We start from the raw sequence: 26,706 nt of genomic DNA on the forward strand, positions 1-26,706 counted from the left end.
CGAGTCGTCACCCGCTGCTCCCAGCAGATAAGAGAACGACCCTTGGAACCGGCAGAATTCGCGGCTGGTAGCCCCGCCCGCACCGAGACCAGTGCCAGCGACGACGCTGTGCGCCCCTTCGCACTGACCGCCGCTCAGCGCGGGATCTGGTTTGCCCAGCACCTGATGGGCGACGTGCCGATCACGATCGCGCAGTACGTCGACATCGAGGGCGAACTGGACGTCGACGCGCTGCGACGTGCAGGTCAAGCTGCTGCCCGCGAAATCGGCAGCGGCATGCTCCGCATCGTCGAGGTCGACGGCGAGCCCTTCCAGACGGTCGACTTCACCCTCGACGACGGCGTCGAGCACCACGACTTCCGCACCGAGCCGGACCCCCACGCCGCCGCCGTGCGCTGGATGCGCGCCGACTACACCGCGCCGCTCGACCTGCTCTCGGACCGGCTGATTCGCGGCGCGACGCTGCAGATCGGCGAGAACCGCCACCTCTGGTACTGCCGCATCCACCACATCGCGCTCGACGGGTACGGCGCGATGAGGTTCATGAACCGCGCCGCCGAGTTGTACACGGCCGAGGTCCGGGGCGAGCAACCGACGGCAGCGGTGGCAGGCGACCTCCGGGACGTCTCGGCCGCCGAGGACACGTACCGAGGCTCGTCCCGGTTCCACTCCGACCGCGACTACTGGGCCACCCGCTCCCGGGACCTTCCCGCCCCGACCGGCCTCTCCGGCCGCAGCGCCCCCGCGCAGGCCCGGTCGCGGTGGCACGGCGGGCCGGTGCCCAGCGGCATCGCCCGAGCGGTGGACGGGGCCGTCGAGCGCCTCGACTCCGCCTTCGCCGCCGTCGCCGTGGCCGCGACCGCCGCGTTCGTCGCCCGGATGACCGGTTCCGACGACGTCGTCCTCAGCCTGCCCGTGTCGGCCCGCACCAACGCCGTGCTGCGCCGGTCGGGCGGCATGGTGTCCAACGTGGTGCCGTTGCGGGTGTCGATCACCCCGGACACGACGGTCGCCGCGCTGGTAGCCGCGGTGCAACTCGAGCTCACCGGTGCGCTCCGGCACCAGCGGTACCGGAGCGAGGACATCCGGCGCGACGCCGGCGCCGCCCGGGATCAGCGGGGGTTCTTCGGTCCCGCGATCAACATCATGAACTTCCACACCGAGATCACCCTCGGCGAGCTCACCGGACAGTTCCACGTGCTGTCGACGGGACCGGTCGAGGACCTCTCCGTCAACCTCTACCCGAGTGTCGCGGGGAGTTCTTCGCGCATCGATTTCGAGGCGAACCCGGCCCTGTACGGCGAGGGGGAACTTGCCGGGCACCATACGCGCTTCCTCGACCTCCTGGCCCGGGTCGCCGACGCGGATCCGGACGCCCGGGTCGCCGCTCTCGACGTGCTGACCGCGGACGAGCACGCGCGACTCGTGCCCGCGGCCGGCCCGCTGGCACCCGCCCCGACGCTGCTCGCCGACCTGTTCGGCGCGGGGGTCCGCGCGAACCCGGACGGCGCGGCGCTGATCCTCGACGGCACCGCGGTCGGCTACCGCGAACTCGACGAGCGCAGCTCCGCGCTCGCACGTCTGCTGCTCACCCGCGGGGTGGGCCCCGGCGACTTCGTGGCCGTGTCGTTCACCCGGTCCGTCGAGTCCGTGGTGGCGGTGTGGGCCACGGCGAAGTCGGGCGCCGCCTTCGTCCCCGTCGACCCGGCCTACCCGTCCGAGCGCATCGCGCACATGCTGTCCGACTCCGGCGTGACCCTGGGGCTCACGGCGACCGCGCAGCGCGACGTGCTTCCGGGAACCGCCGTCGACTGGCTCGCCCTCGACGACCCCGCGCTCACGTCGGCCTGCGCGGAGATGCCGGTCTTCCCCGTGACGGACGCCGACCGTCCGGCGCCACTGATGCCGCAGCATCCGGCGTACATGATCTACACGTCCGGCTCGACAGGTACGCCGAAGGGCGTGGTGGTCACGCACACCGGACTCGCCACGTTCGCCGCGTCGGCCCGTCCCGAACTCGGTGTGACGCACCGGTCGCGGGTGCTGCGCTTCTCCTCGTCGAGTTTCGACGCGTCCGTGTTCGAGATGGTGCAGGCGTTCAGCGCCGGCGCAGCGATGGTGATCGCACCTCCCGACGTGTACGGCGGCGAGAGCCTCACGGCGCTGCTGCGCTCGCAGCGGGTCACCCACATCATCAGTGCGCCCGCGGTATTGGGAACGGTGGACACCACCGGCCTCGACTCACTCGAGGCCGTGGTCGTCGGCGGCGACGTGTGCCCACCGGATCTCGTCGAGCGTTTCGGCGCCCGCTGCCGCCTCTACAACAGCTACGGCCCCACCGAGTCGACGATCGTCATCACGATGACGGATCCGCAGACCGACCCCGCGGCGATCACCATCGGCCGTCCGATGCAGGGCGCACGCGCACTCGTCCTGGACCGCTGGCTGCGGCCGGTGCCGCGCGGAGTGACGGGAGAGCTGTATCTCGGTGGCCCCGGACTCGCCGAGGGATATCACGACCGATCCGGTCTGACGGCATCGCGTTTCGTCGCCGACCCGTTCCCCGCGGACCCCGGCGACCGCCTGTACCGCACCGGCGACCTCGTGCGGTGGAGCCGCGGCGACAGTCCTGTCCTCGAGTACGTGGGGCGCAGCGACTTCCAGGTGCAACTGCACGGGCTGCGTATCGAACTCGGCGAGATCGACGCGGTGCTGTCGGCGCACGAGTCGGTGGACTTCGCCGTGTCCGCCGTGCACGAACGCGACGGCGGCACACCGGTACTGGTGTCGTACGTGCGGATCCGGCCGGATCACCGTTTCGATCCCGCCGCGCTGGCCGCGTTCGCCGGTGAGTTCCTCCCCGCGCACATGGTGCCGTCGCTGACCGTGCCGCTCGACACGATCCCGCTGACACCCGCGGGCAAGGTGGATCGCAGCGCCCTGCCCGCGCCCGAGTTCGGCACCACCGTATTCCGCGCGCCGTCCACCCCGGTCGAGCAGATCGTCGCGGACGCGGTGGCCGAGGTGCTGCACGTCGACGCGGTGGGCGTCGACGACTCCTTCTTCGCGCTCGGTGGCGACAGCATCATCGCGATCCAGCTGGTGTCCCGCGCGAAGGCCGCCGGTGTGGTGTTCACGCCGCGCGACGTGTTCGAGCGCAGGACCGTCGCCGGTCTCGCCGAGGTCGCGGTCGATCTCGCCGCGGCGCAGATGTCGCGGCTGCCCGAACTGCCCGGCGGGGGAGTGGGCGCCCTGCCCCTCACCCCGATCGGTCGCGACGTCCTCGGTCGCAGCCGTGGGGACCGCACCAACCTCGACACGTTCTATCAGGCCGTCACGCTGGCGGCGCCCGCCGATCTCGACCTGCCCCGCCTGCACCGGACGGTCGCCGCGATTATCGATCATCACGACGCGTTGCGCTCCCACCTCTCGGCGGACGGCCGGGAACTGGTGGTCGAACCCGCCGGATCGATCGACGCCGAGCGAGTCATCACATACGTACGTATGGATTGCGTGCCCGGAACCGAGCAATTCGAGACCGTGCTCGACACCGAATGCCGGGCCGCGGCGGGCCGCCTCGACACCGCCGCCGGGACGATGCTGCAACTGGTGTGGGTCGACCCGGCCGGCGCCCCCGGGGTGCTCGTGGTGGTGGCCCATCACCTGGTGATCGACGGAGTGTCGTGGCGGATCCTCGTGCCCGACTTCGCCACCGCCTGGGCGCAGGTGGCCGCCGGCCGCGCACCCGAGCTTCCGCCGGTCGCGACGTCGGCCCGCCGCTGGGCACACGCGCTCACCGAGACGGCCCAAACCGACTCGATCACGGACGAACTCGACGCCTGGCGGTCCCTCCTCGACGGCCCGGTTCCGACACTCGGTTCCCGTCCGCTCGATCCCGCCGTCGACACCGGCGCGACCACCGGCCGGGTGTCCGCCGAGATCGGACCCGACACCACCGCCGCCCTCCTCACGACGCTGCCGACCGCGTTCCGCGGCAGCGTGACCGACGGCCTGGTGACGGCACTCGGTCTCGCGTTCGCCGCGTGGGGCGGCGACCGCACGCTGCTGCTGTCCCTCGAGGCCCACGGCCGCGACGAGATGCTCGTGCCCGGCGCCGACCTGTCCCGCACCGTCGGCTGGTTCACCACCGCCTACCCGGCCCGGATCGCGCTCGACTCGCTCGACATCACCGACGCACTGACAGGCGGGTCCGCGGCCGCGCGGGCCGTGAAGGCGGTCAAGGAGCAGTTGCGCCGTATTCCCGGGAACGGCACCGGTTTCGGACTGCTGCGACACCTGAACGACGACGGCGCGGCGATCCTCGGCGCCCTGCCGTCGCCGCCGGTGAGCTTCAACTACCTCGGCCGCATCGGCGCCGGCGACCTCCCGGACGCGGTGCGCGAGAACGGCTGGATTCCCGTGGCCACCGGGATCGACCTCAACGCCGGCAGCGGCGCGGATCTGTCGACCGCAGTCGTCCTCGACATCAACGCCGCGGTCGGTGACGACGGCCGGCTGTCCGCCACGTTCGACTTCCCGGCCGGGGTGCTGACCGCGCCCGAGGTCGAGCGGCTGGCGAACCTGTGGCGGACGGCGCTCGAGGCCCTGGCCTCGCACGTGCGGGGCTCGGGCCCGGCGGGGCTGACCCCGTCCGACGTTCCCCTGGTTTCCGTGGATCAGAGTCGGATCGAGCTGTGGGAGACCAGCTACGGGCCGCTCGACGACATCTGGTCGCTGTCGCCGCTGCAGTCGGGCCTGCTGTTCCACGCCGGCCTCTCCGCCGGCGCGGTGGACGTATACACGTCACAGATCCTGCTCGATCTCGGTGGCGACGTCGACGCGAACCGGTTGCGCCGCGCAGCGCAGCGCCTGCTGGAGCGGCACGCGGCGCTGCGGACCGCGTTCGTCTACGACACCGACGGCGTCCCCGCCCAGCTGGTTCTCGACTCGGTGACCGTGCCGTGGCGCGAGATCTCCGTGCAGGAGTCCGGCGGCCTGGACGAACTCGTCGCCGCCGAACGCGCAACCCGGTTCGACATGTCGGCGCCGCCGCTGCTGCGGTTCGTGCTCACGCGCTCCGGCGACCGGACCACACTGGTGATCACCAACCACCACATCCTGTTCGACGGCTGGTCGATGCCGCTGTTCGTCAAGGACTTCCTGCTGCTGTACGCGTCGGACGCGCCGATCGCCGCACCCGCCCGCCCCTACCGCCGGTACCTGGCGTGGCTCGCCGAACAGGACCGTGCCGGCGCGCTGGCCGCGTGGGCGGCCGCCCTCGACGGGTCCACCGAACCGACCGTCCTCGCCCCGCAGCACACCGGTCAGGGCTCGGCGCCCCGGGACGTCGTCGTCCCGGTCACGGCGGAGCTGTCCGGGCAACTCACCCGGATCGCCCGCGAGCAGGGTGTCACCGTGAACACGGTGATCCAGGCCGCGTGGGGGATCCTGCTGTGCGGCTTGCTGTCCCGTGGCGACGTCGTGTTCGGGGCCACCGTGTCCGGACGCCCGGCCGACCTCCCGGGCGTCGAGGAGACGCTGGGACTGTTCATCAACACCGTTCCCGTCCGGCTGCGCCTCGATCCGGGCGAATCCGTGTCTTCGCTCCTGCAACGACTGCAGGAGGAGCAGGTGCGTCTGCTCGACCGGCACCACGTCGGCCTCTCGGAGATTCAGTCGGTCGCGGGCCCGGGCAGTGTGTTCGACACGCTCACCGTGTTCGAGTCCTATCCCGTCGACCGCGCGGCGCTGGGTCCTGACACCGACATCGGCGGGCTGCGGATCCGCGGTATCGACGTCACCGACGCCACGCACTACCCGCTCGCGCTCGTCACGGTGCTCGAGCCGGATCTGCATCTCACGCTGGAGTATTCGGCCGACACGTTCGCCGAGAACGACGTCCGGAGGATCTCGGAACGTCTCGAGCGGGTGCTGACGGCGATGACCGGGACGCAGACTCCGGTCGGTGCCGTCGATCTGCTCGGCGACGCCGAACGCGCTCTCATCCTGCACGAGTGGAATGCGACCGATCACGAGGTCGACGACGTCACCCTCGTCGATCTCCTCGACGGCGCCGCGCTCCGCACACCCGACTCGGTGGCGGTGACGTTCGGGCTGGAGACGCTGTCGTACACCGAGTTCGACGCCAGGGCGAACACCCTGGCCCGCCATCTGATCTCGCAAGGGGTGGGTCCCGAGTCGATCGTCGCGGTCACGCTGCGCCGGTCCCTCGACCAGCTCGTCGCGCTCCACGCCGTCGTCCGCGCGGGCGGGGCCTACCTGCCCGTCGACCCCGGGCATCCGCAGGCGCGCATCGCCCACGTGCTGGGCAGCGCGCGTCCCACGCTGGTGCTCACCACCGCCTCCGACGCCGAAATCGTCCCCGACGGCCTGCGCACGGTGCGCGTGGATCTCCTCGACCTGTCCGCCGAAGACGCGGACCCGGTCTCCGACGCCGAGCGGCTCGCCCCGCTGCGCGCCGATCACCCCGCCTACGTGATCTACACGTCCGGGTCGACGGGGCGCCCGAAGGGTGTGGCGGTCTCGCACGCCGCGATCGTCAACCGGCTGCTGTGGATGCAAGGCAGCTACCCCCTCGACGCGCGGGACGTGGTTCTGCACAAGACCCCGGCCACGTTCGACGTGTCCGTGTGGGAACTGTTCTGGCCGTTGCTGACCGGCGCCCGGATGGTGATCGCCGAACACGACGGGCACCGGGACCCGCAGTACCTGTCCCGGCTGATCCGTGACGAGGGTGTCACGACGCTGCATTTCGTCCCGTCCATGCTCGACGTGCTCCTCGAGCACGCCGACACCACGGACTGCACCACCGTCCGGCAGGTCTTCGCGAGTGGTGAGGCGCTGCCGCGGACCACCGTCACGCGCTTCCACCGGCAGTTCGGTGCCGCGCTGCACAACCTGTACGGACCCACCGAGGCCGCGGTGGACGTGACGTTCCACCGCACCGACCCGTCGGCGACCGGTCCGGTGCCGATCGGCGCGCCCGTGTGGAACACCCGCGTGTACGTGCTCGATTCCCGTCTCCGCCCGGTGCCGGTCGGCGTTCCCGGCGAGCTGTATCTGGCCGGCACCCAGCTGGCCCGCGGCTACGTCGGACGCCCCGACCTGACGTCCGACCGGTTCGTGGCCGATCCGTTCTCGGCCGACGGCACCCGCCTGTACCGGACCGGCGACCTGGTGCGCTGGACCTACGACGGAGAGCTGGACTACCTGGGCCGCACCGACTTCCAGGTGAAGTTGCGCGGGCAGCGCCTCGAACTCGGCGAGATCGAGGCCGTCCTTCTGAACCACCCCGACGTGGCGGGCGCGGCCGTTCTGGTGCGCGGGGAGGGGTCTGCCGAGCGCCTCGTCGGCTACGTCGCTCTCCGAACCGGGAGCGACGCCGACCCAGACCGGCTGTCCGCGCACGCGGCGGCCGAGTTGCCGTCGTACATGGTGCCGTCGGCGTTCGTCCTGCTCGACGCGTTGCCGCTGGGGCCCAACGGCAAACTCGACCGCAGGGCACTGCCCGAACCCGCGCTCGCGACCGGCGCGTTCGAACCGCCCGCGACCGCGGCGGAGATCGCCGTCGCCCGGATCTTCGCCGAACTCCTCGGCGTCCCGGTGGTCGGCGCGACCGACAACTACTTCGATCTCGGCGGCAACTCGCTGACCGCGACCCGGGCCGTCGCCCGGATCAACGCCGAATTGGGCTCCGCACTCGGCGTGCGCGAGTTGTTCGACGCCCCCACCGTCCGCGCGCTCGCGGCTGCGGCGACCGCGGACCAGGCGAGGAACACTGGACCCGCCCTCATCGCCGGCCACCGTCCGGCGCGGCTGCCGCTGTCTCCGGCGCAGTACCGCATGTGGTTCCTCAACCGTTTCGACACGACGTCCGGCGCCTACAACATCGCCGCCGCGCTGCGACTGTCCGGCGAACTCGATGCCGACGCGCTCACCGCGGCCGTCGGCGACGTGATCGCGCGCCACGAGGTGCTGCGGACGGTCTACCCCGACTCCGCCGACGGACCCCACCAGGTGGTGCTCGACACGAACCCCGTCGACCTCGCACCCGTCCCCACCACCGAGCAGCACCTCCCGGGCGCCGTCGAAGACGTCGTGACCCGCGGCTTCGACGTGACGGCGAACGTCCCGCTGCGCGTGGCCCTGCTCCGCGTCGCACCGGACGAACACGTGCTGGTCCTGGTAACCCACCACATCAGCGCCGACGGCTGGTCGATGGGACCGCTGGCGCGGGACGTCATGTCCGCGTATGTTGCCCGCGCGGCGGGCACGCCACCCGCACAGCCGTCGCTACCCGTGCAGTACGCCGACTACGCCCTGTGGAAGCGCGACGTCCTCGGCGACGAGGACGATGCCGGATCGCTCGCCGCCCGGCAGATCGACTACTGGACGCGGACCCTCGCCGGACTGCCGGAGCGCCTCGAACTGCCCACCGACCGTCCCCGGCCGCAGGTCGCGTCGCACCGCGGCGACACCGTCGACTTCGCCCTCGACGCCGACACGTACGGCGCGGTCACCGCGCTCGCCCGATCCGTGCGCGCGACGCCGTTCATGGTGCTGCACACCGCCCTGTCCGTGTTGCTTGCCCGGCTGTCCGGCAGCACCGACATCGCCGTCGGCACCCCGGTGAGCGGTCGCGGTGAGGCGGCGCTCGACGACGTGGTCGGCATGTTCGTCAACACCCTGGTCCTGCGCACCGAGGTCGACCCGGCGCGGACGTTCCGCTCGCTCGTCGAGCAGACCCGCGAGATCGACCTCGCCGCCTACGCGCACGCCGACATCCCGTTCGAGCGTCTCGTCGACATCGCCAACCCGGCCCGCTCGACCGCCCATCACCCGCTGTTCCAGGTCGTCCTGTCGATCGGCGACGTCGCGCCGCCGCGCATCGACCTCCCCGGACTGACCGTCGCCGCCCTTCCACTCGACGAGGCCGTCGCCAAGTTCGACCTGCAACTGTCGGTGACGGAGAACCCCGACGGGTCCGGCGCCCTGGGCCGGTGGACGTTCGCCACCGACCTGTTCGACCGGACGACCGTCGAGGCGTTCGGACGCAGGCTGGTCCGGATCCTCGCCGCCGCGGTGTCGGATCCCACCCTCGCGGTCGGCGACTTCGCCTTGCTCGACGATGCCGAACAGAACGTCTTCACCGCACGCACCGGCCGTCAGCACGCCGGACGTCGCACGCTCCCACAGATTCTCGCCGACGGAGCCGCGTCGGGCGGCACCGCGCTGGTCACCGAAGCCGGGGAACTGTCCTACGCGGAACTGGATGCCCGCTCGAACCGGCTCGCCCGGGTTCTTCTCGCGCGGGGTGCCGGACCGGAAACCGTGGTCGCGGTGGCACTGTCCCGCTCAGCGCTGTCCGTGACCGCCGTGTGGGCGGTGGCCAAGACCGGTGCCGCGTTCGTGCCCGCCGATCCGAGCTACCCCGCGGACCGCATCGCGCACATGCTGACCGATTCCGGGGCGGTGCTGGGCCTGACCGACTCCCGGTCCGCGAATACCCTGCCCGGAACCACCGACTGGCTGCGTCTCGACGACCCGGAACTGGGTGCGGGTGTGTCGGCCGATCCGGTCACCGATGCCGACCGCGCCCTGCCGCGGCGCGCCGAACACCCCGCCTACCTCATCTACACGTCGGGGTCGACGGGAATCCCCAAGGGTGTCACCGTCACCCACGCCGGTCTCGACGCGTTCGCCACCGAGCAGGTGGAGCGGTACGCGCTCGGCAACCGGAGCCGGACGCTGCATTTCGCGTCGCCCAGCTTCGACGCGTCCATCCTCGAATTGTTGATGGCGTTCGCCGCCGGCGCGACGCTCGTCGTCGTGCCCACCGGGGTGTACGGCGGCGCGGATCTCGGCGCCCGGATCCGCGACGAGCGGGTGACCCACGCGTTCGTCACCCCCGCCGCGCTCGCCACCCTCGACCCGGTCACGCTGCCGGAACTCGGCACCGTGGTGGTGGGGGGCGATGCCTGCGATGCCGCGCTCGCCCTGAAGTGGGCACCCGGACGGCGGATGTTCAACGCGTACGGACCCACCGAGTCGACGATCATGGCCACCCTGTCGGGTCCGATGAGCGCGGGCGAGCCGGTGCGGATCGGTGCCCCGATCCGCGGAACCATTGCACTGGTGCTGGATTCGCGACTGCATCCGGTCCCCGATGGGGTCGTGGGTGAGCTGTATCTGGCGGGGCCCGCGCTGGCCCGCGGCTACCACGACCGTCCCGCGCTCACCGCCGAGCGGTTCGTCGCCAACCCGTACGCACCCGGGCGCCTGTACCGCACCGGCGATCTGGTGCGGTACACCCCGAACGGGGAACTGGAGTACCTCGGCCGCGCCGACTTCCAGGTGAAGATCCGGGGCTTCCGCATCGAACTCGGCGAGATCGACGCCGCCCTCGCGGCGCACCCGAGCGTCGAGTTCGCGGTCACGTCCGCGGTGTCCGTGCGCGACGATCAGACCGCCCTGGTGGCCTACGTGCTACCCGCGGGCGGAACGGCCGTCGACGCGGCCGAATTGACCGCGCACGCGGCGCGCCTCCTGCCCGGCCACATGGTGCCGTCCACCGTGATGGTGCTCGACCGGGTGCCGCTCACCCCGGCGGGCAAGGTGGACCGCAGGGCCCTGCCCGAACCCGTCTTCGCGGCCCGCGCGTACGTGGCCCCGCGCACCGACACCGAACTACTGGTTGCGGCCGCCTACACCGACGTGCTCGGTGCCGGCGCGGTGGGAGCCGACGACGACTTCTTCGACCTCGGCGGCAATTCGCTGAGCGCCACCCGGGTGATGGGCCGGATCAACGAGTCGGCGGGCACGTCGCTGGCCGTGCGGACGATCTTCGAGGCATCCCGTGTCGGGGATCTCGCCGCGGCGGTCGACGCGGCCGAGCGCGTGGACCGTCCGGTGCTGGCGAGCATCGAACGGCCGGAACGTATTCCGCTGTCCGCGGCGCAGTCGAGAATGTGGATCCTCAACCGCTACGACCCCGAGTCGGTGGCCTACAACATCCCGCTCGTGCTGCGGCTGTCCGGGACCCTCGACACGACGGCGCTCGATGCGGCCGTGCGGGACGTCCTGGAACGCCACGAGGCGTTGCGCACCGTGTACCCCGACTCCGCCGACGGCCCGTACCAGCGGATCGTTCCGCTCGGCGACGTCGCGGTGGACCTCGAGCCGCGGCGGGTGGACGACGAGGACCACCTGGTCGCGGTGCTGACCGCAGAGTTGTCCACCGGATTCGACGTGAGTACGGCGGTCCCGTTGCGCAGCCGCGTCTTCCGGCTGTCGGCCGACGAACACGTGCTCGTCGTCGTCGTGCATCACATCAGCGCGGACGGCGCATCGATGGGCCCGCTCGCCCGCGACCTGATGCTGGCGTACACCGCCCGCACCGGCCAGCGGGAACCGGAATGGGCACCGCTCGCCGTCCAGTACGCCGATTACAGCGTGTGGCAGCGGCAGCTTCTCGGCGACGAGTCCGACAGCGAGAGCATCGCCGCACGCCAGGCCGCCTACTGGCAGCGGCAGTTGCGCGGCGCGCCGGAGTTGCTCGAACTTCCCACCGACCGGCGACGCCCGGCCGTGGCGTCGCTGCGCGGCGACGTCGCGACGTTCCACCTCGACACCGCACTCGTCGAGGAGGCCAACGCCTTCGGTCGCGGCCACGGCGCCACCCTGTTCATGGTGCTGCATGCCGCCCTCGCCACCCTTCTCGGTCGCCTCGCCGCCACCACGGACGTGGTGATCGGCACTCCCGTCGCCGGCCGCGGTGATCAGGCCCTCGACGAGCTGGTGGGCATGTTCGTCGGCACGCTCGCGCTGCGGACCCGTATCGATCCGGCGACGTCGTTCGCGGAGGTGCTGGGACACGTCCGGGAGACCGACCTCGCGGCGTACGGCAACGCGGATCTGCCGTTCGAGCGGTTGATCGACCTGGTGCAACCGGCTCGCTCGCAGGCGTATTCGCCGATCTTCCAGGTGGCGTTGTCGCTCGAGGACTCGGCCGTGGACCAGCTCGCGCTGCCCGGGCTGTCGGTGTCGGCGATGGATCTCGGTGTGGTGCCAGCGAAGTTCGATCTGCAGTTGACACTCCGCCCCGAAGGCACCGGAATGGCGGCGTCGTGGATCTTCGCCTCCGATCTCTTCGACCGCGGCACGATCGATTCCTTCTCCGTCCGCTTCGAGCGGATCCTGCGGGAGGCGATCACCGAGCCGACCCGCGCGGTAGGCGACCTGGACGTGCTGGGCGTCGCCGAACGTGCCGCACTGGTCGCCCAGCCGGAACCGTCCGCCGTGGTCGCGCGGCCGTTGCCGGAGATCTTCACCCGCGGAGCCGAACTCGGCGGAATCGCACTGGTCTCGGAGGAGGGGGAACTCTCCTACGCTGACCTCGACGCGCAGTCGAACCAGTGGGCCCGCCTCCTCATCGCACGTGGTGTCGGACCGGAGACGGTGGTCGCACTGGCGCTTCCGCGGACAGCGCGCGCCGCGCTCGCCGTATGGGCCGTCGCCAAGACGGGCGCCGCGTTCGTGCCCGTCGATCCGGGCTACCCGCGCGAACGCATCGAGCACATGCTCGCCGACTCGGGTGCGACGCTGGGGTTGACGGACACCGCCACCGCTGCGGTGCTGCCGGCCGCCACCGAATGGCTGGTGCTGGACGACGCCGCACTCGTCACGTCGGCCGCACCGGTCACCGACCGCGACCGCGTCAGGCCGCTGCGCCTGGCACACCCGGCGTACCTGATCTACACGTCCGGCTCCACCGGAATCCCCAAGGGCGTCATGGTCACCCACACGGGGCTGAGTGCCTTCACCGCGGAGGCGCGCCCGGAACTGGCCACCACGGCGCGGTCCCGCGTGCTCCGGTTGTCGTCCGCGAGTTTCGACGCGTCCGTGTTCGAGATGATCCAGGCGTTCAGCGCCGGAGCCACCCTCGTGATCGCACCGCCCTCCGTGCTCGGCGGCGAAGACCTGACGGCCCTGCTCCGCGACCAGCGCGTCAGCCACGTGCTCACCGCCCCGGCCGCACTGAGCACCGTCGACGCCAGTGGGCTCGACGATCTGCGCACCGTCGTCGTCGGTGGTGAGGTGTGCCCGCCGCAGCTGGTCGAGCAGTTCGCCCCGGGTCGGCGGTTCTTCAACAGTTACGGCCCCACCGAGACCACCATCGTCGTCACCATCGGCGAACCGCTCACCCCGGGTGCCGACATCACCATCGGCAGCCCGCTGGACGGCGCGCAGGCATTCGTCCTCGATTCCCGGCTGCGGCCGGTCCCGCAGGGTGTGACGGGTGAGCTGTATCTGTCGGGACCCGGCCTCGCCCGCGGATACCACGCGCGGTTCGGCCTGACGTCTGAGCGGTTCACCGCCAACCCCTTTGGGCCCCAAGGGTCCCGAATGTACCGGACCGGCGACCTGGTGCGGTTGCGTACCGACGGGCAGCTCACCTATGTGGGCCGTGCCGACTCCCAGGTCAAACTGCGGGGTCTGCGCCTCGAACTCGGCGAGGTCGAGGCCGCGCTGACCCGGCATCGTGACGTGGTCGCCGCGGCGGCGTCCGTCCACCACCATCCCCGGCTCGGCGACCAACTCGTCGGCTACATCGTCCCCGCACCGGGCGCCGGCCTCGACGTCTCCGACATCCTGGCGGCAGCGGCGGAAGCCCTGCCCCGCGCGCTCGTGCCGGCGACCGTCACCGTGCTCGACTCCATTCCTCTCACCCCGGCCGGCAAGATCGACCGCCCGGCACTGCCCGCCCCGACATTCGTTGCGCGGACCGAGTTCCGGGCGCCGTCGACCGCGTCCGAACTGCTTGTCGCGCGGGTGTTCACGGAGGTCCTCGACGTCGACCGGGTGGGCGCCGACGACAGCTTCTTCGAGATCGGCGGCAACTCCCTGTCCGCCACGCAGGTTATCGCCCGCCTCCGCGCGGCCACGGGCACGTCCCTGTCCGTGCGGTCCCTGTTCGACGCACCCACCGTCGCGGCACTGGCCGCCGCCGTGGATACCGCAGGCGCGTCCGATCGTCCGGTCCTCGCGGCACGTCCGAGACCGGACCGGATTCCGCTGTCCCCGGCGCAGGCGCGGGTGTGGTTCCTCAACCGTTTCGACCCGGCGTCCGCCGTCGACAACCTGCCGCTCGCCCTGCGCCTGGCCGGGACGCTCGACGTCGCCGCTCTACGGACAGCGCTCGGCGACGTCCTCGAACGGCACGAGGCGCTGCGCACGATCTACCCCGACACACCCACGGGTCCGCACCAGGTCCTGCTCCCCACCGAGTCGGCGCTCCCGGATCTGACGGTGCTCGCGGTGAACGAGGACGAGGCACTGCAGCGGGCCCTGGAGTTCGCGACCACCGGCTACGACCTCACCGTGGAAGCACCGCTGCGCGCGGGACTGTTCGCGGTGTCCGAGAACGAGCACCTGCTCGTCGTCGTGGTCCATCACATTGCCGCCGACGGGTTCTCGCTCGCGCCGCTGGCCCGCGACGTGATGCTCGCGTACACCGCGCGGGCGCAGCACCTCGCGCCGGCGTGGTCGCCGCTGCCGGTGCAGTACGCCGACTACAGCCTGTGGCACCACGAACTGCTCGGCGACGAGCACGACCCCAGCTCGCTCCTCGCACGCCAGACCGATTACTGGACGCGCACTCTCGCGGAGCTGCCCGACGAACTCACCCTGCCCACCGACCGTCCACGTCCCCGGCGGCAGTCGCACCGCGGCAGCGAACTGAAGTTCGCCGTCGACGCCGGCACGCACGGGTTGCTGCGCGAACTCGCGGCCGCGCGCGACGCCAGCCTGTTCATGACCGTGCACGCCGCATACGCGCTGTTCCTCAGCCGGTTGTCGAACACGCCGGACATCGCGGTCGGGACTCCCGTCGCCGGCCGCGGCGAGCAGGCCCTCGACGACCTCGTGGGAATGTTCGTCAACACCCTGGTGCTGCGGACCCGGGTCGACCCGGCGGCCGCGTTCGGGGAATTGGTGGAGCGCACCCGTGAAGCCGACCTCGGCGCGTTCTCGCACGCCGACGTGCCGTTCGAGCGGCTGGTGGAAGTGCTCGATCCGGTTCGCTCGCAGGGTCGGCACCCGCTGTTCCAGGCGGCCTTGTCCTTCCACAATCTCGCCCCCGCCACGTTCGACCTGCCGGGGCTCGAGGTCACCGCTGTCCCGGCGGAGTTGCAGACGGCCGAGTTCGATCTGCATCTGACGCTCACCGAGCAGGCGGAGGGCGGAATCCTCGCCTCCTTCACCTATTCCACCGATCTGTTCGACGCATCGACCGTCGCCACGTTCGCCGAGCAGTTCACGCGCGTCCTGCGGGCCGTGGCTACCGACCCGTCGACCGCGGTCGGGGACGTGGTGTTGCTCGATCCGGCGGAATACGCCGAGCTGGTCGACATTCGCAACCGCACGAACCATCCGCTGCCCGACGCCCTGCTGCTCGATGCCTTCGCGGATCAGGTTCGCCGGTCGCCGGACGCACCGGCGGTCGTGTTCGAGGGCCAGTCGCTGACCTACCGAGAGTTCGCGGCCCGGGTCAACCAGGTGGCGCGGGTCCTGATCGCCGAAGGGGTCGGTCCGGAATCGCTGGTCGCGTTGGCCATGCGACGCTCCCTCGACCTCGTCGTCGGCATGTACGCCGTCCTCACCGCCGGCGGCGGCTACGTGCCCGTCGACCCGGACCACCCCGCCGACCGCATCGGCTACATCCTCGACGCCGCCGACCCACTCGTGGTCCTGTCCACCACCCGGGACGCCTTCACCACGGACCGGCCCGTCCTCCACCTGGACACCCTCGACGCCGTGTCCGCGGAACCCGTCCAGAATTCGACGGTGCACCCGGACGGTGTGGCGTACGTGATCTTCACGTCCGGCTCGACCGGCAAGCCGAAGGGTGTCGCCGTCACCCACCGCGCCATCGTCAACCAGATCACCTGGATGGCGAACCAGTATCCGCTCGGCGCCGGTGACGTGTACCTGCAGAAGACTGCCACCACGTTCGACGTCTCCCTGTGGGGCTACTTCCTGCCCCTGGCCGCGGGCGCCACACTGCTCGTCGCCACCCCGGACGGGCACCGCGACCCGCAGTACCTCGCCGGGCTGATCGACGAATACTCGGTCACTGCAACCGACTTCGTCCCGTCCATGCTGTCCGTGTTCGCGGAATCCGTGGACCCGGAGCAGATCGCATCCCTGCGTGAGGTGTTCGTGATCGGGGAGGCCCTGCCCGCTGCCACCGTCCACGACATCACCCATATCTCTTCGGCCCGCATCCACAACCTCTACGGCCCCACCGAAGCCGCCGTCTCCATCACCTCCGCCGACGTCACCGACACCCCCACCGGCGGCGCCGTCACCATCGGCACCCCCGAATGGAACAGCCGCACCTACGTCCTCGACTCCCGCCTGCACCCCGTCCCCACCGGAGTGCCCGGCGAGCTCTACCTCGCCGGCACCCAACTCGCCCGCGGCTACCACGGCCGCGTCGACCTCACCGCCGACCGCTTCGTCGCCGACCCCTTTGCCCCGGGTGAGCGCATGTACCGCACCGGCGACCTCGTCCGCTGGACTCCGGCAGGCGAACTCGACTACATCGGCCGCACCGACTTCCAGGTCAAATTCCGCGGCCAACGCATCGAACTCGGCGAAATCGAAACCGCCCTCCTCACCCACCCTCAGGTGTCGCAGGCCGCGGTCCTCGTCGTCCCCACCACCACCGGCGACCACCTCGCCGCCTACCTCGTCCCCACCACCGGCGCGGACCCCGACACCGCAGATATCAGGGCGCACCTCGCCCAGGCACTACCGACCTACATGCTGCCCGAAACCATCCTGGCACTGGGCAGCTTCCCCCTCGGCACCTCCGGCAAACTCGACCGCACAGCCCTGCCCGCACCCACCTTCGAAACCCGCACCTTCCGCGCACCCACCACCCCCACCCAGACCACCGTCGCCCAGGTTTTCGCCGACGTCCTCGGCGTCGAACAAGTCGGCCTCGACGACGACTTCTTCGCCCTCGGCGGCAACTCCCTCATCGCCACCCAAGTCGCCGCCCGCCTCGGCCGCGCCCTCGACACCCGCATCCCCGTCCGCGAACTCTTCGAAACCCCCACCGTCGAAGCACTCGCCACACGCGTCGAGACACTCGCCGGGACAGGTGGCGGGACGGCCCTCGTGGCCACTGCGCGTCCCGAGCGAATCCCGTTGTCCCCGGCGCAGAACCGCATGTGGTTCCTCAACCGCTTCGAACCGGAGTCGGCCGCCTACAATCTTCCGCTGGCGATCCGGCTGACCGGAACCCTGAACGTCGCGGCGCTCCACACCGCCGTCCACGACGTGCTGGAACGCCACGAGTCGCTGCGCACCGTTTTCCCCGACAACGGTGACGGGCCCGTGCAGGTGATCCTGCCCGCCGATCGGGTCGACCTGGACCTCACCCCGGTCGACGTCACCACCGACGCCCTTCCGGGCGAGGTGCGGGACACCCTGCACGGCGGCTTCGACGTGACCACCGGAATCCCCATCCGTGGACGGCTTCTCCGCACCGCCGTCGACGAATACGTGCTCGTCATGGTCGTGCACCACATCAGCGGCGACGCCCTGTCGATGGGCCCGCTCGCCCGCGACGTGATGGTCGCATACACCGCCCGGAGCGCGGGCCGCACCCCGGACTGGGCACCGCTGCCGATGCAGTACGCCGATTTCGCGATCTGGCAGCATGCGGCACTGGGCTCCGAGAGCGATCCCGAATCCCTTTCCGCGCAGCAGATCCGGTACTGGACGGAGACGCTGTCCGGTGTACCGGACCTGCTGGAACTGCCCTCCGATCGGCCCCGCCCCGCGGTGCCTTCGCAGCGCGGCGACACGGTGCACTTCGACGTTCCGGCGGCGACCGCCGCAGCGCTCGAGCAGACGGCCCGCGATCACGGCGCCTCCGTGTTCATGGTGCTGCACGCGGCGTTGGCAGTCGTGCTGTCGCGGCTGTCGGCGACGTCCGACATCGCCGTCGGCACCCCGGTCGGTGGCCGCGGCGAGCAGCAACTCGACGACCTGGTCGGGATGTTCGTCAACACCCTGGTCCTGCGGACTCACGTCGCGGCGCACGAGAGTTTCACCGAACTCCTGGCTCGGGTGCGCGGCACCGACCTCGGCGCGTACGGTCACGCGGACATTCCGTTCGAGCGGCTCGTCGACGTTCTCGCCCCGGTCCGCACGCAGGCGCATACCCCGCTGTTCCAGGTCGCGCTGTCGTTCGAGCATCGCGGTGTCACTCGCTTCGAATTGCCCGGCGTGACTGTCGAACCCGTCCCGTTCGAGGCCGACACCGCCCAGTTCGACCTGGCGTTGACCCTGTCCGAGGGCGGTTCGGCGGAGGAGTTGTCGGGTGCGTTGCGCTTCGCCGCCGACCTCTTCGACCGCGGGACCGCGGAGGACTTCACCCGGCGGTTCGTTCGCGTCCTCGATGCCGCGGTGTCCGAGCCGGGTTCGATAGTCGGCGACATCGACCTTCTCGATCCGGCCGAATGGGCGACGGCACGCGTGCGAGGTGTGCCCTCGGCGACCCCCGTCACGCTCGCCGGTCTGATCGACACCGCCGTCCGGACCGACCCGGAGGCGTCCGCGCTGTCCTGGAGCGGCCGGGAGTACACGTACCGCGAGGCGGACGAGTGGTCCACGCGCCTGGCCCGGGTGTTGCTCGACTCCGGCGTCGGGCCGGAAACGTTCGTGGCCCTGGCTCTTCCGCGGTCGCTCGAGTCGGTGCTGGCCGTGTGGGCGGTCGCCAAGACCGGTGCCGCGTACGTGCCGGTGGACCCGACGTACCCGGCTGATCGCATCGCGCACATCCTCACCGACTCGGGTGCCGCCCTCGGTGTCACGGTGTCCGGCGTGCGGGCGGCGTTGCCGGACACCGTCGTCTGGCTGACCCTCGACACCGACGACGCCTCGACAAGGCACGAGTCCGCGAGTGCCGCCCCGATCGCCGACAGTGACCGGGTCCGTCCGATCCGCGTCGAGAATCCGGCGTACATGATCTACACGTCGGGCTCGACGGGCCTGCCCAAGGGCGTCGTGGTCACCCACGGCGGCATCGCGAACCTCGCCGCCGAGCGTCGCGAGCACTACCGCATCGATGCGGCGTCCCGGTTCCTGCACAAGGCGTCGCCGAGCTTCGACATGGCCGTCGGCGAGATGGTGTCGGCGCTGAGCGCCGCGGCCACGCTGGTGATCACTCCGACGGAGATCGTCGGCGGCGACGAACTGTCCGAGCTTCTGGACCGTCAGCAGGTCACGCATGCGCTGATCACCCCGGCCGTGCTGGCGACGATGGATCCCGGCGGTCACCCGCAATTGCGGGTGCTCGGTGTCGGCGGCGAGGCGTGCACCCCCGAACTGGTCGCCCGCTGGCAGCCCGGCCGCACCATGCTCAACGGCTACGGGCCCACGGAGGCCACCGACATCTCCACCGTCGGAGACCTCGCCGCGGGGCAGCCGATCACCATCGGGCATCCGGTGCGCGGGTTCGAGGTCATGGTCCTCGACCGGCGTCTGCGCCCCGTTCCCGCCGGGGTGTCCGGCGAACTGTACGTCGCAGGACCGGCACTGGCCCGCGGCTATCACTCGCGGCACGGTCTCACCGCCGAGCGGTTCGTCGCCAACCCCTATGGCGCACCGGGCGACCGCATGTACCGCACCGGCGACGTCGTCCGCTGGACGGGCACGCACGGGCTCGAGTACTTCGGCCGCGGCGACAGCCAGGTGAAAATCCGCGGCAACCGGATCGAACTGGGGGAGATCGAGTCCGCGGCGTCCCGGCACGCCACGGTGGGTCAGGCGGCCGTCGTCGTCCACGACACCCCGTCGGGTCAGCGGCTCGCGGCCTACCTCGTGCCCGCCCCCGGGCAGGCAGTCGACACGGACACGATCCGGCGCCACCTCGAGGACGCGCTGCCGGCGCCGATGATCCCGGACGCCTACGTGGTGATCGAGGCGCTGCCGGTGACGGTGAACGGTAAGCTCGACCGGGCGGCACTGCCCGAACCCGTGTTCGTCACCGCGACCGCGCGTTTCCGTGCACCGGTGTCCGACACCGAGAAGGTGCTGGCGGGCGTGTTCGCCGAACTCCTCGGCGCCCCGGCGGTCGGCGTGGACGACTCGTTCTTCAGCCTGGGCGGCGACAGCATCGCGTCGATCCAACTGGCGTCGCGGGCGAAGGCCCACGGCATCATCATCTCGCCCAGGGACGTATTCGAGCACAAGACCGTTGCCGGGCTGGCGCAGATTGCGGCGCGGGCCACCGACACCGAGCCGGTCGTGCTCGAGGAACTCCCGGGTGCCGGTGTCGGCTCGCTGCCTCTCACCCCGGTGATGCGTCTTGTCACCGGGCGGGGCGGCACCCAGGGCCGCTACTCGCAGTCGGTCGCACTGGAGTTGCCGGTGGGCATCGACCGGTCGGGTCTGCTCGCGACCCTGTCAGCCGTCATCGACCATCACGACATGCTGCGTGCCCGCCTCGTCGGCGACGATGCGCTCGAGGTGGCACCGGCAGGCGCCGTCGACGTCGCCGCTCTCGTGCACCGGATCGACTGGGATCCGCGGACAGATCCCACCGAACCGGCACGGCGGGAACTCGATTCGGCGCTGAACCGCCTCGACCCCCGCGCCGGCATCATGCTGCAGTGTGTGTGGCTCGATCCGGTGGGCGCACCCGGACGCAGCGGTCGCCTGATCGTCGCCGCCCATCACCTCGTTGTCGACGGCGTGTCCTGGCGCATCCTGATTCCGGACCTGATCGCCGCGTGGGCGCAGATCTCGTCCGGAGCGGACGTGACGCTCCCACCGGTCGGCACGTCGATGCGCCGGTGGGCGCACGCGTTGACCGAAGACGCGTGCACCCCCGACCGTGTCGCGGAACTGCCGCTCTGGCAGCGGATTCTGGACGGCCCGGACCCGACGCTCGGCGCCCGGCCACTCGACCCTGCCGTCGACACTCTGGCGACGGTCGACCACGTGCGCGTCGAACTCGACGCGGCGGTGACGCGGTCGCTCGTGACGTCCGTTCCCGCGGCCTTCCGGGGCGGCGTGGGCGACGGGCTGATCGCCGCGTTCGCGCTCGCCGTGAGCGCCTGGCGGCGTCGCCGGGGAATCGAGGAGCCCTCGCTGCTCCTGCAATTGGAGGGTCACGGACGCGAGGAGCAGGCGGCGCCCGGCGCCGACCTCTCCCGCACGGTCGGGTGGTTCACCAGCGTGTATCCGGTCCGACTCGACCTCGGCGGAATCGACGTCGACGCCGCCCTGGCTGGGACGGCCGACACGTCCCGTGCCGTCAAGGCCGTGAAGGAAGACCTGCTCACGGTGCCCGCCCGCGGACTCGGCTACGGATTGCTGCGTCACCTCAACTCCGAGACCGCCGCGGCGCTGCAGCACCTTCCGGACCCGCAGATCAGCTTCAACTACCTGGGCCGGGTCTCCGAGACGGACATTCCGGAGGAATTCGCGCACCTGGGCTGGACACCCGCCACCGACATCGACGACCTCCGGGGCACCGGCAACGACGACATGCCCGCGGCCGCCGTTCTCGACGTCAATGCGATCGTCACCGGCGTGGACGGCGAATCCCGGCTGACGGCGACGTTCTCGTATCCGCGGGAACTGCTGTCGGACGACGATGTCCGGGAACTGTCGGACCTGTGGACGACCGCGCTCACCGCTGTCGCCGAGCATGCGGACAGCGGCACCGCGGGCGGGCTGACCCCGTCCGATGTGCCCCTCGTCCTGGTGGGGCAGCGCGACCTCGAGCTGTGGGAGGAGCAGTACACCGGACTGTCCGACGTCTGGTCGCTGTCGCCGTTGCAGCACGGACTCGCATTCCACGCCCAGCTCGCGCAGGACACCGTGGACGTCTACACGACGCAGACGGTGCTCGAACTCGGCGGCGTGGTGGACGCCGGCCGGATGCGCGCCGCGATCGCCGCACTGCTCGACCGGCACGCGAGCCTACGCACCGCGTTCGTCGGCGCGACCACCGGTGAGCTCGTGCAGGTGGTGCTCGACGAGGTCGACATTCCGTGGAGCACCCTCGATCTCGGGCACGTGGACGAGTCCGGCCGAGCGGCCGCACGGGAGGACGCGCTCGCCGCCGACCGCGAACGCCGGTTCGACCTCGCCTCGCCCCCGCTGCTGCGCTTCACGCTGATCGACGGCGGCGACGGCCGTCACGCCCTCGCCGTGACCCTGCACCACATCCTCGTCGACGGCTGGTCCATGCCGCTGCTGCTGAAGGAACTGCTGGTCCTGTACGCCACGCGCGGGGACGCATCCGTGCTCCCACGGGTGCCGTCGTATCGCGCGTTCCTGTCCTGGCTGGCGTCGCGCGACCGGCCCGCGTCCCGGGACGTGTGGGCCGAGGCGCTCTACGGCGTCGAGCAGCCGACACTCGTCGCCACCGACAGTGCCGGGCTGCCGGGGACCGCGTCGGTGGAGGCCGTGGACGCGGACGCCGGACCCGAATTGTCCGCGCAGCTCACCGCGCTCGGGGCGGAACTCGGCGTCACCCTCAACACGCTGATACAGGCGGCGTGGGGAATCCTGCTGTCCCGCATGCTCGGCCGCGACGACGTCGTGTTCGGGGCGACGGTATCGGGTCGCCCGGCGGAACTCGAGGGCGTCGAGTCGATGGTCGGCCTGTTCATCAACACCCTGCCCGTGCGGGTGCGGGTCGACCCGGACGAGTCGGCGGCGGGCCTCATGATCCGCGTGCAGCGGGAGCAGGCGACCCTGCTCGATCACCACTACCTCGGCCTGAGCGACGTGCAGCAGACCACCGGCACCGGTGCGCTGTTCGACACGCTGACGGTGTTCGAGTCGTATCCCGTGGACACGGCGGCGCTGGCGGAGGTGACGTCGATCGACGGCATGACCGTCCTCGGGGTGTCCGGCGAGGAAGCCACCCACTACCCGCTGACCCTCACGGTGTTCGCCGACAACGGACTGCGGTTCACACTGCGGTATCGCACCGATGTGTTCGACGCGCCGTACGTGACCGGGCTCCGCGCACGGCTGCTCAGGGTGCTCGCCGCACTGGTCGCCGACCCCGCCGCACCGATCGGCCGGATCGAGATTCTCGACGCGGGCGAACGCGCGGCCCTCGCACCCGTCCGCGGCCTGCCTGGCGCTGCGCCGGCCACCCTCGCCGGAATCATCGACGCCGCCGCGAGCACGGCCCCGGACCGGGTCGCGCTGTCCTGGCAGGGCCGCGATTGGACGTACCGCGAGGCCGACGCCTGGTCGAACCGGCTGGCGCGGCTGCTGCTCGCGCAGGGTGTGGGACCGGAAACATTTGTCGCCGTGGCATTGTCGCGGTCGGTGGAATCGGTGCTGTCGGTGTGGGCGGTCGCGAAGACGGGTGCCGCGTACCTGCCCGTCGACCCCACCTACCCGATGGACCGCATCGAGCACATGCTGTTCGACTCCGGCACCCACATCGGAATCACCGTGACCGGCGAGCGGGAAGGGTTGCCGGACAACGTGTCCTGGCTCGCGCTCGACGCCCTCGCGGACGCACTCGACGCGGCGCCGGCCACCCCGGTGACCGAGGTGGAACGCGGGCAGCCCGTCCGCGTCGGGAACCCGGCGTACATGATCTACACGTCCGGCTCGACCGGCCGCCCGAAGGGCGTCGTCGTCACCCACGGCGGGCTGGCGAACCTCGCGACCGAACGTCGCGAGCACTACCGCGTCGAGGAGTCGTCCCGATTCCTGCACAACACGTCGCCGAGCTTCGACATGGCGGTCGGCGAAATGATGTCTGCCCTCTCCGCCGCAGCGACCCTGGTGATCACCCCGCCGAGCGTGATCGGCGGAGACGAACTGGCCGCGTTCGTCCGCGACGAGCACGTCACGCACGCGCTGATCACCCCGGCCATGCTGTCGTCGATCGACCCGGTCGGGCTGGAGGAACTGCGGGTCCTCGGGGTCGGCGGCGAGGCGTGCACCCCCGAACTCGTCGCCCGCTGGCAGCCCGGCCGCACCATGCTCAACGGCTACGGGCCCACGGAGGCCACCGACATCTCCACCGTCGGAGACCTCGCCGCGGGGCAGCCGATCACCATCGGGCATCCGGTGCGCGGGTTCGAGGTCATGGTCCTCGACGGGCGTCTGCGCCCCGTTCCCGCCGGGGTTTCCGGCGAACTGTACGTCGCAGGACCGGCACTGGCCCGCGGCTATCACTCGCGGCACGGTCTCACCGCCGAGCGGTTCGTCGCCAACCCGTACGGCGCACCCGGCGACCGTATGTACCGCACCGGCGACGTCGTCCGCTGGACCGCTTCGGGACAGCTCGAGTACAGCGGCCGATCGGATCATCAGGTGAAGATCCGCGGCTACCGCATCGAACTCGGTGAGATCGACGCCGCCGTCCTCGAACACCCCGACGTCGACTACGCGATCACACTCGGCCGGCGCGGCCCGTCCGGCGACACCGTGCTCGTGTCCTATGTGGTGCCCGCCGCGGGATCGGCACCGGACCCCGCCCGGGTGCGCGCGTTCGTGTCGGAGTTCCTACCCGCGCACATGGTGCCGTCGGCGGTGGTGTGCATCGATTCCGTCCCGCTCACCCCCACGGGGAAGCTCGACGTCGATGCGCTGCCGCGCCCCGATTTCGTTGCCGCCGAATACCGTCGGCCGGCCGAAGGGCACGAGAGCGCGGTCGCGTCGGTCTTCGCGGAGGTCCTCGGGGTCGACCGGGTCGGCGCCGACGACAACTTCTTCGATCTCGGTGGCACGTCGCTGTCCGCGATGCGGGCGGTGAGCCGGCTGCGGGCGAGCAGCGACGTGACCGTGTCGCTGCAGTGGCTGATGACCGAGCCGACACCGGCCGCGATCGCCGCGCGCATGGGTGCGGCCGACGCCGACGCCGGGGACACCGCACTCGACGTGGTCTTCCCGATCCGCGCCGGCGGTACGGGCACGCCACTGTTCTGGATCCACCCGATCAGCGGACTGTCCTGGTGCTACACGGGATTCGCCGAACACCTCGACGAGAACCGGCCCGTGTTCGGCATCCAGACCCCGGCCGTCGTCGGGGAGACGCTGCCCGACTCGATTGAGGCACTCGCCGCCCGCTACCTCGCCGAGGTCCGGCGGATCCAGCCCGAAGGTCCCTACGATCTGGCCGGCTGGTCGATCGGTGGCGTCATCGCGCACGCGATGGCGGTGCAACTGCAGGCGGCCGGGCAGGCGGTGGGGTCACTGGTGATGCTCGACAGCTTCGCGGAGACGCAGCAGTCGCGGGATACCGGCGACGCGACGGTCGCGGGCGAGGACGAGGACACGGCGGCCGCGCTGTCGGCCCTGAGCCCCGATCATGCGGACCGGCTCACCGCGGCCGCGCACCACAACGCCGGTCTCATGCGCGACTACCGGCCCGGATTGTTCGACGGGGACGTGCTGTTCTTCACCGCGGCACACGACGATCCGAGTCTGCGGCGCGCCGTCGGCACCTGGCGCCCCTGGGTGAACGGCCGGATCACGAATCACCCCGTGGAGTCGACACATTGGCAGATCACCGAACCTGCCGCGGTCCGGGTGATCGGCCCGCTGCTCGCCGAATACCTCACCGACGGCGCGCATCACGCTTCGAGAATGGAGATCGACCGATGAGACTGTTCACCGCGGGAGTGGCCACCGTGGCCGCGCTACTGCTCGGCCTGCCCGGCCCGGTGGCGACGGCCGAGCCCGCCGACGGCGGTGCGGTGGCGGCGCCGAGCGCGTCCGGCAGCCTCGACCGGATCGAGAAGATCGACGACCGCCGGTGGAACGTCTTCGTGTACTCGCCGTCGATGGACGAAGTCGTGGAACTGCAGGTGCTGCGTCCCGCCGACACCAGCGTCCCCCGCCCCACGCTGTATCTGCTCAACGGCGCCGGGGCCGGCGAGGACGGCGCGAACTGGATCCGGCAGACCGACATCGTCGACTTCTTCGCCGACAAGAACGCCAACGTCGTGATCCCCGTCGGCGGCTACATCAGCTATTACACCGACTGGCGCAGCGACGACCCCGTCCTCGGCCGCAACAAATGGCAGACATTCCTCACCGAGGAACTGCCCCCGGTGCTGGACACCGCGCTCGGCGCGAACGGCGTGAACGCGATCGGTGGACTGTCCATGTCGGCCGGTTCGGTGATCGACCTCGCGGTCCAGGCGCCGGGCCTGTACCGGGGTGTCGCGTCGTACAGCGGTTGCGCGATGACCAGCGACCCGATCGGGCAGAACCTCGTTCGGCTGGTGGTCGAGGTGGTGGGCGGCGGCAACACCGAGAACATGTGGGGTCCCACCGACGACCCGGCCTGGACCGCGCACGACCCCTACGTCAACGCGGACAAACTCCGCGGCCTCGACCTGTACATCTCCAACGCCAGCGGACTGCCTGGGCCGTACGAGGCTCTCGGCGCCGTCCGCCCTGCCGGGGCGCCGCCGCTCCCGGACCAGATCGTGATCGGCGGCGTCATCGAGGCGGCGACGAATTACTGCACCCACCGCCTGGTCGACCGGCTCGACACCCTCGGCATCCCCGCGACCGTGAACTTCCGGGACACCGGCACACATTCGTGGGGGTACTGGCAAGACGCCCTGCACGAATCGTGGCCCGTCCTCGCCCGAGCCCTCGACGTGTGAGTCC

The 26,706-nt window shown here is 71.0% G+C and carries 2 protein-coding genes; both read left to right on the plus strand.

Annotation, left to right across the window (positions count from 1 at the left end; all coding sequences use genetic code 11):
- The first annotated feature begins 42 nt into the window (after window positions 1-42).
- Complete coding sequence (locus ROP_RS16380) at window positions 43-25,689, plus strand: non-ribosomal peptide synthase/polyketide synthase (protein WP_012690517.1); 25,647 nt, start codon at window positions 43-45, stop codon at window positions 25,687-25,689.
- Window positions 25,686-26,702 (plus strand): alpha/beta hydrolase, encoded by a 1,017-nt coding sequence (locus tag ROP_RS16385; RefSeq protein WP_012690518.1) that lies wholly within the window; start codon window positions 25,686-25,688, stop codon window positions 26,700-26,702. Before ROP_RS16380 ends, ROP_RS16385 begins: the two co-directional genes overlap by 4 nt.
- Window positions 26,703-26,706: the final 4 nt, after the last annotated feature.

The organism is Rhodococcus opacus B4 (genome assembly GCF_000010805.1).
Classification (GTDB): Bacteria; Actinomycetota; Actinomycetes; order Mycobacteriales; family Mycobacteriaceae; genus Rhodococcus_F; species Rhodococcus_F opacus_C.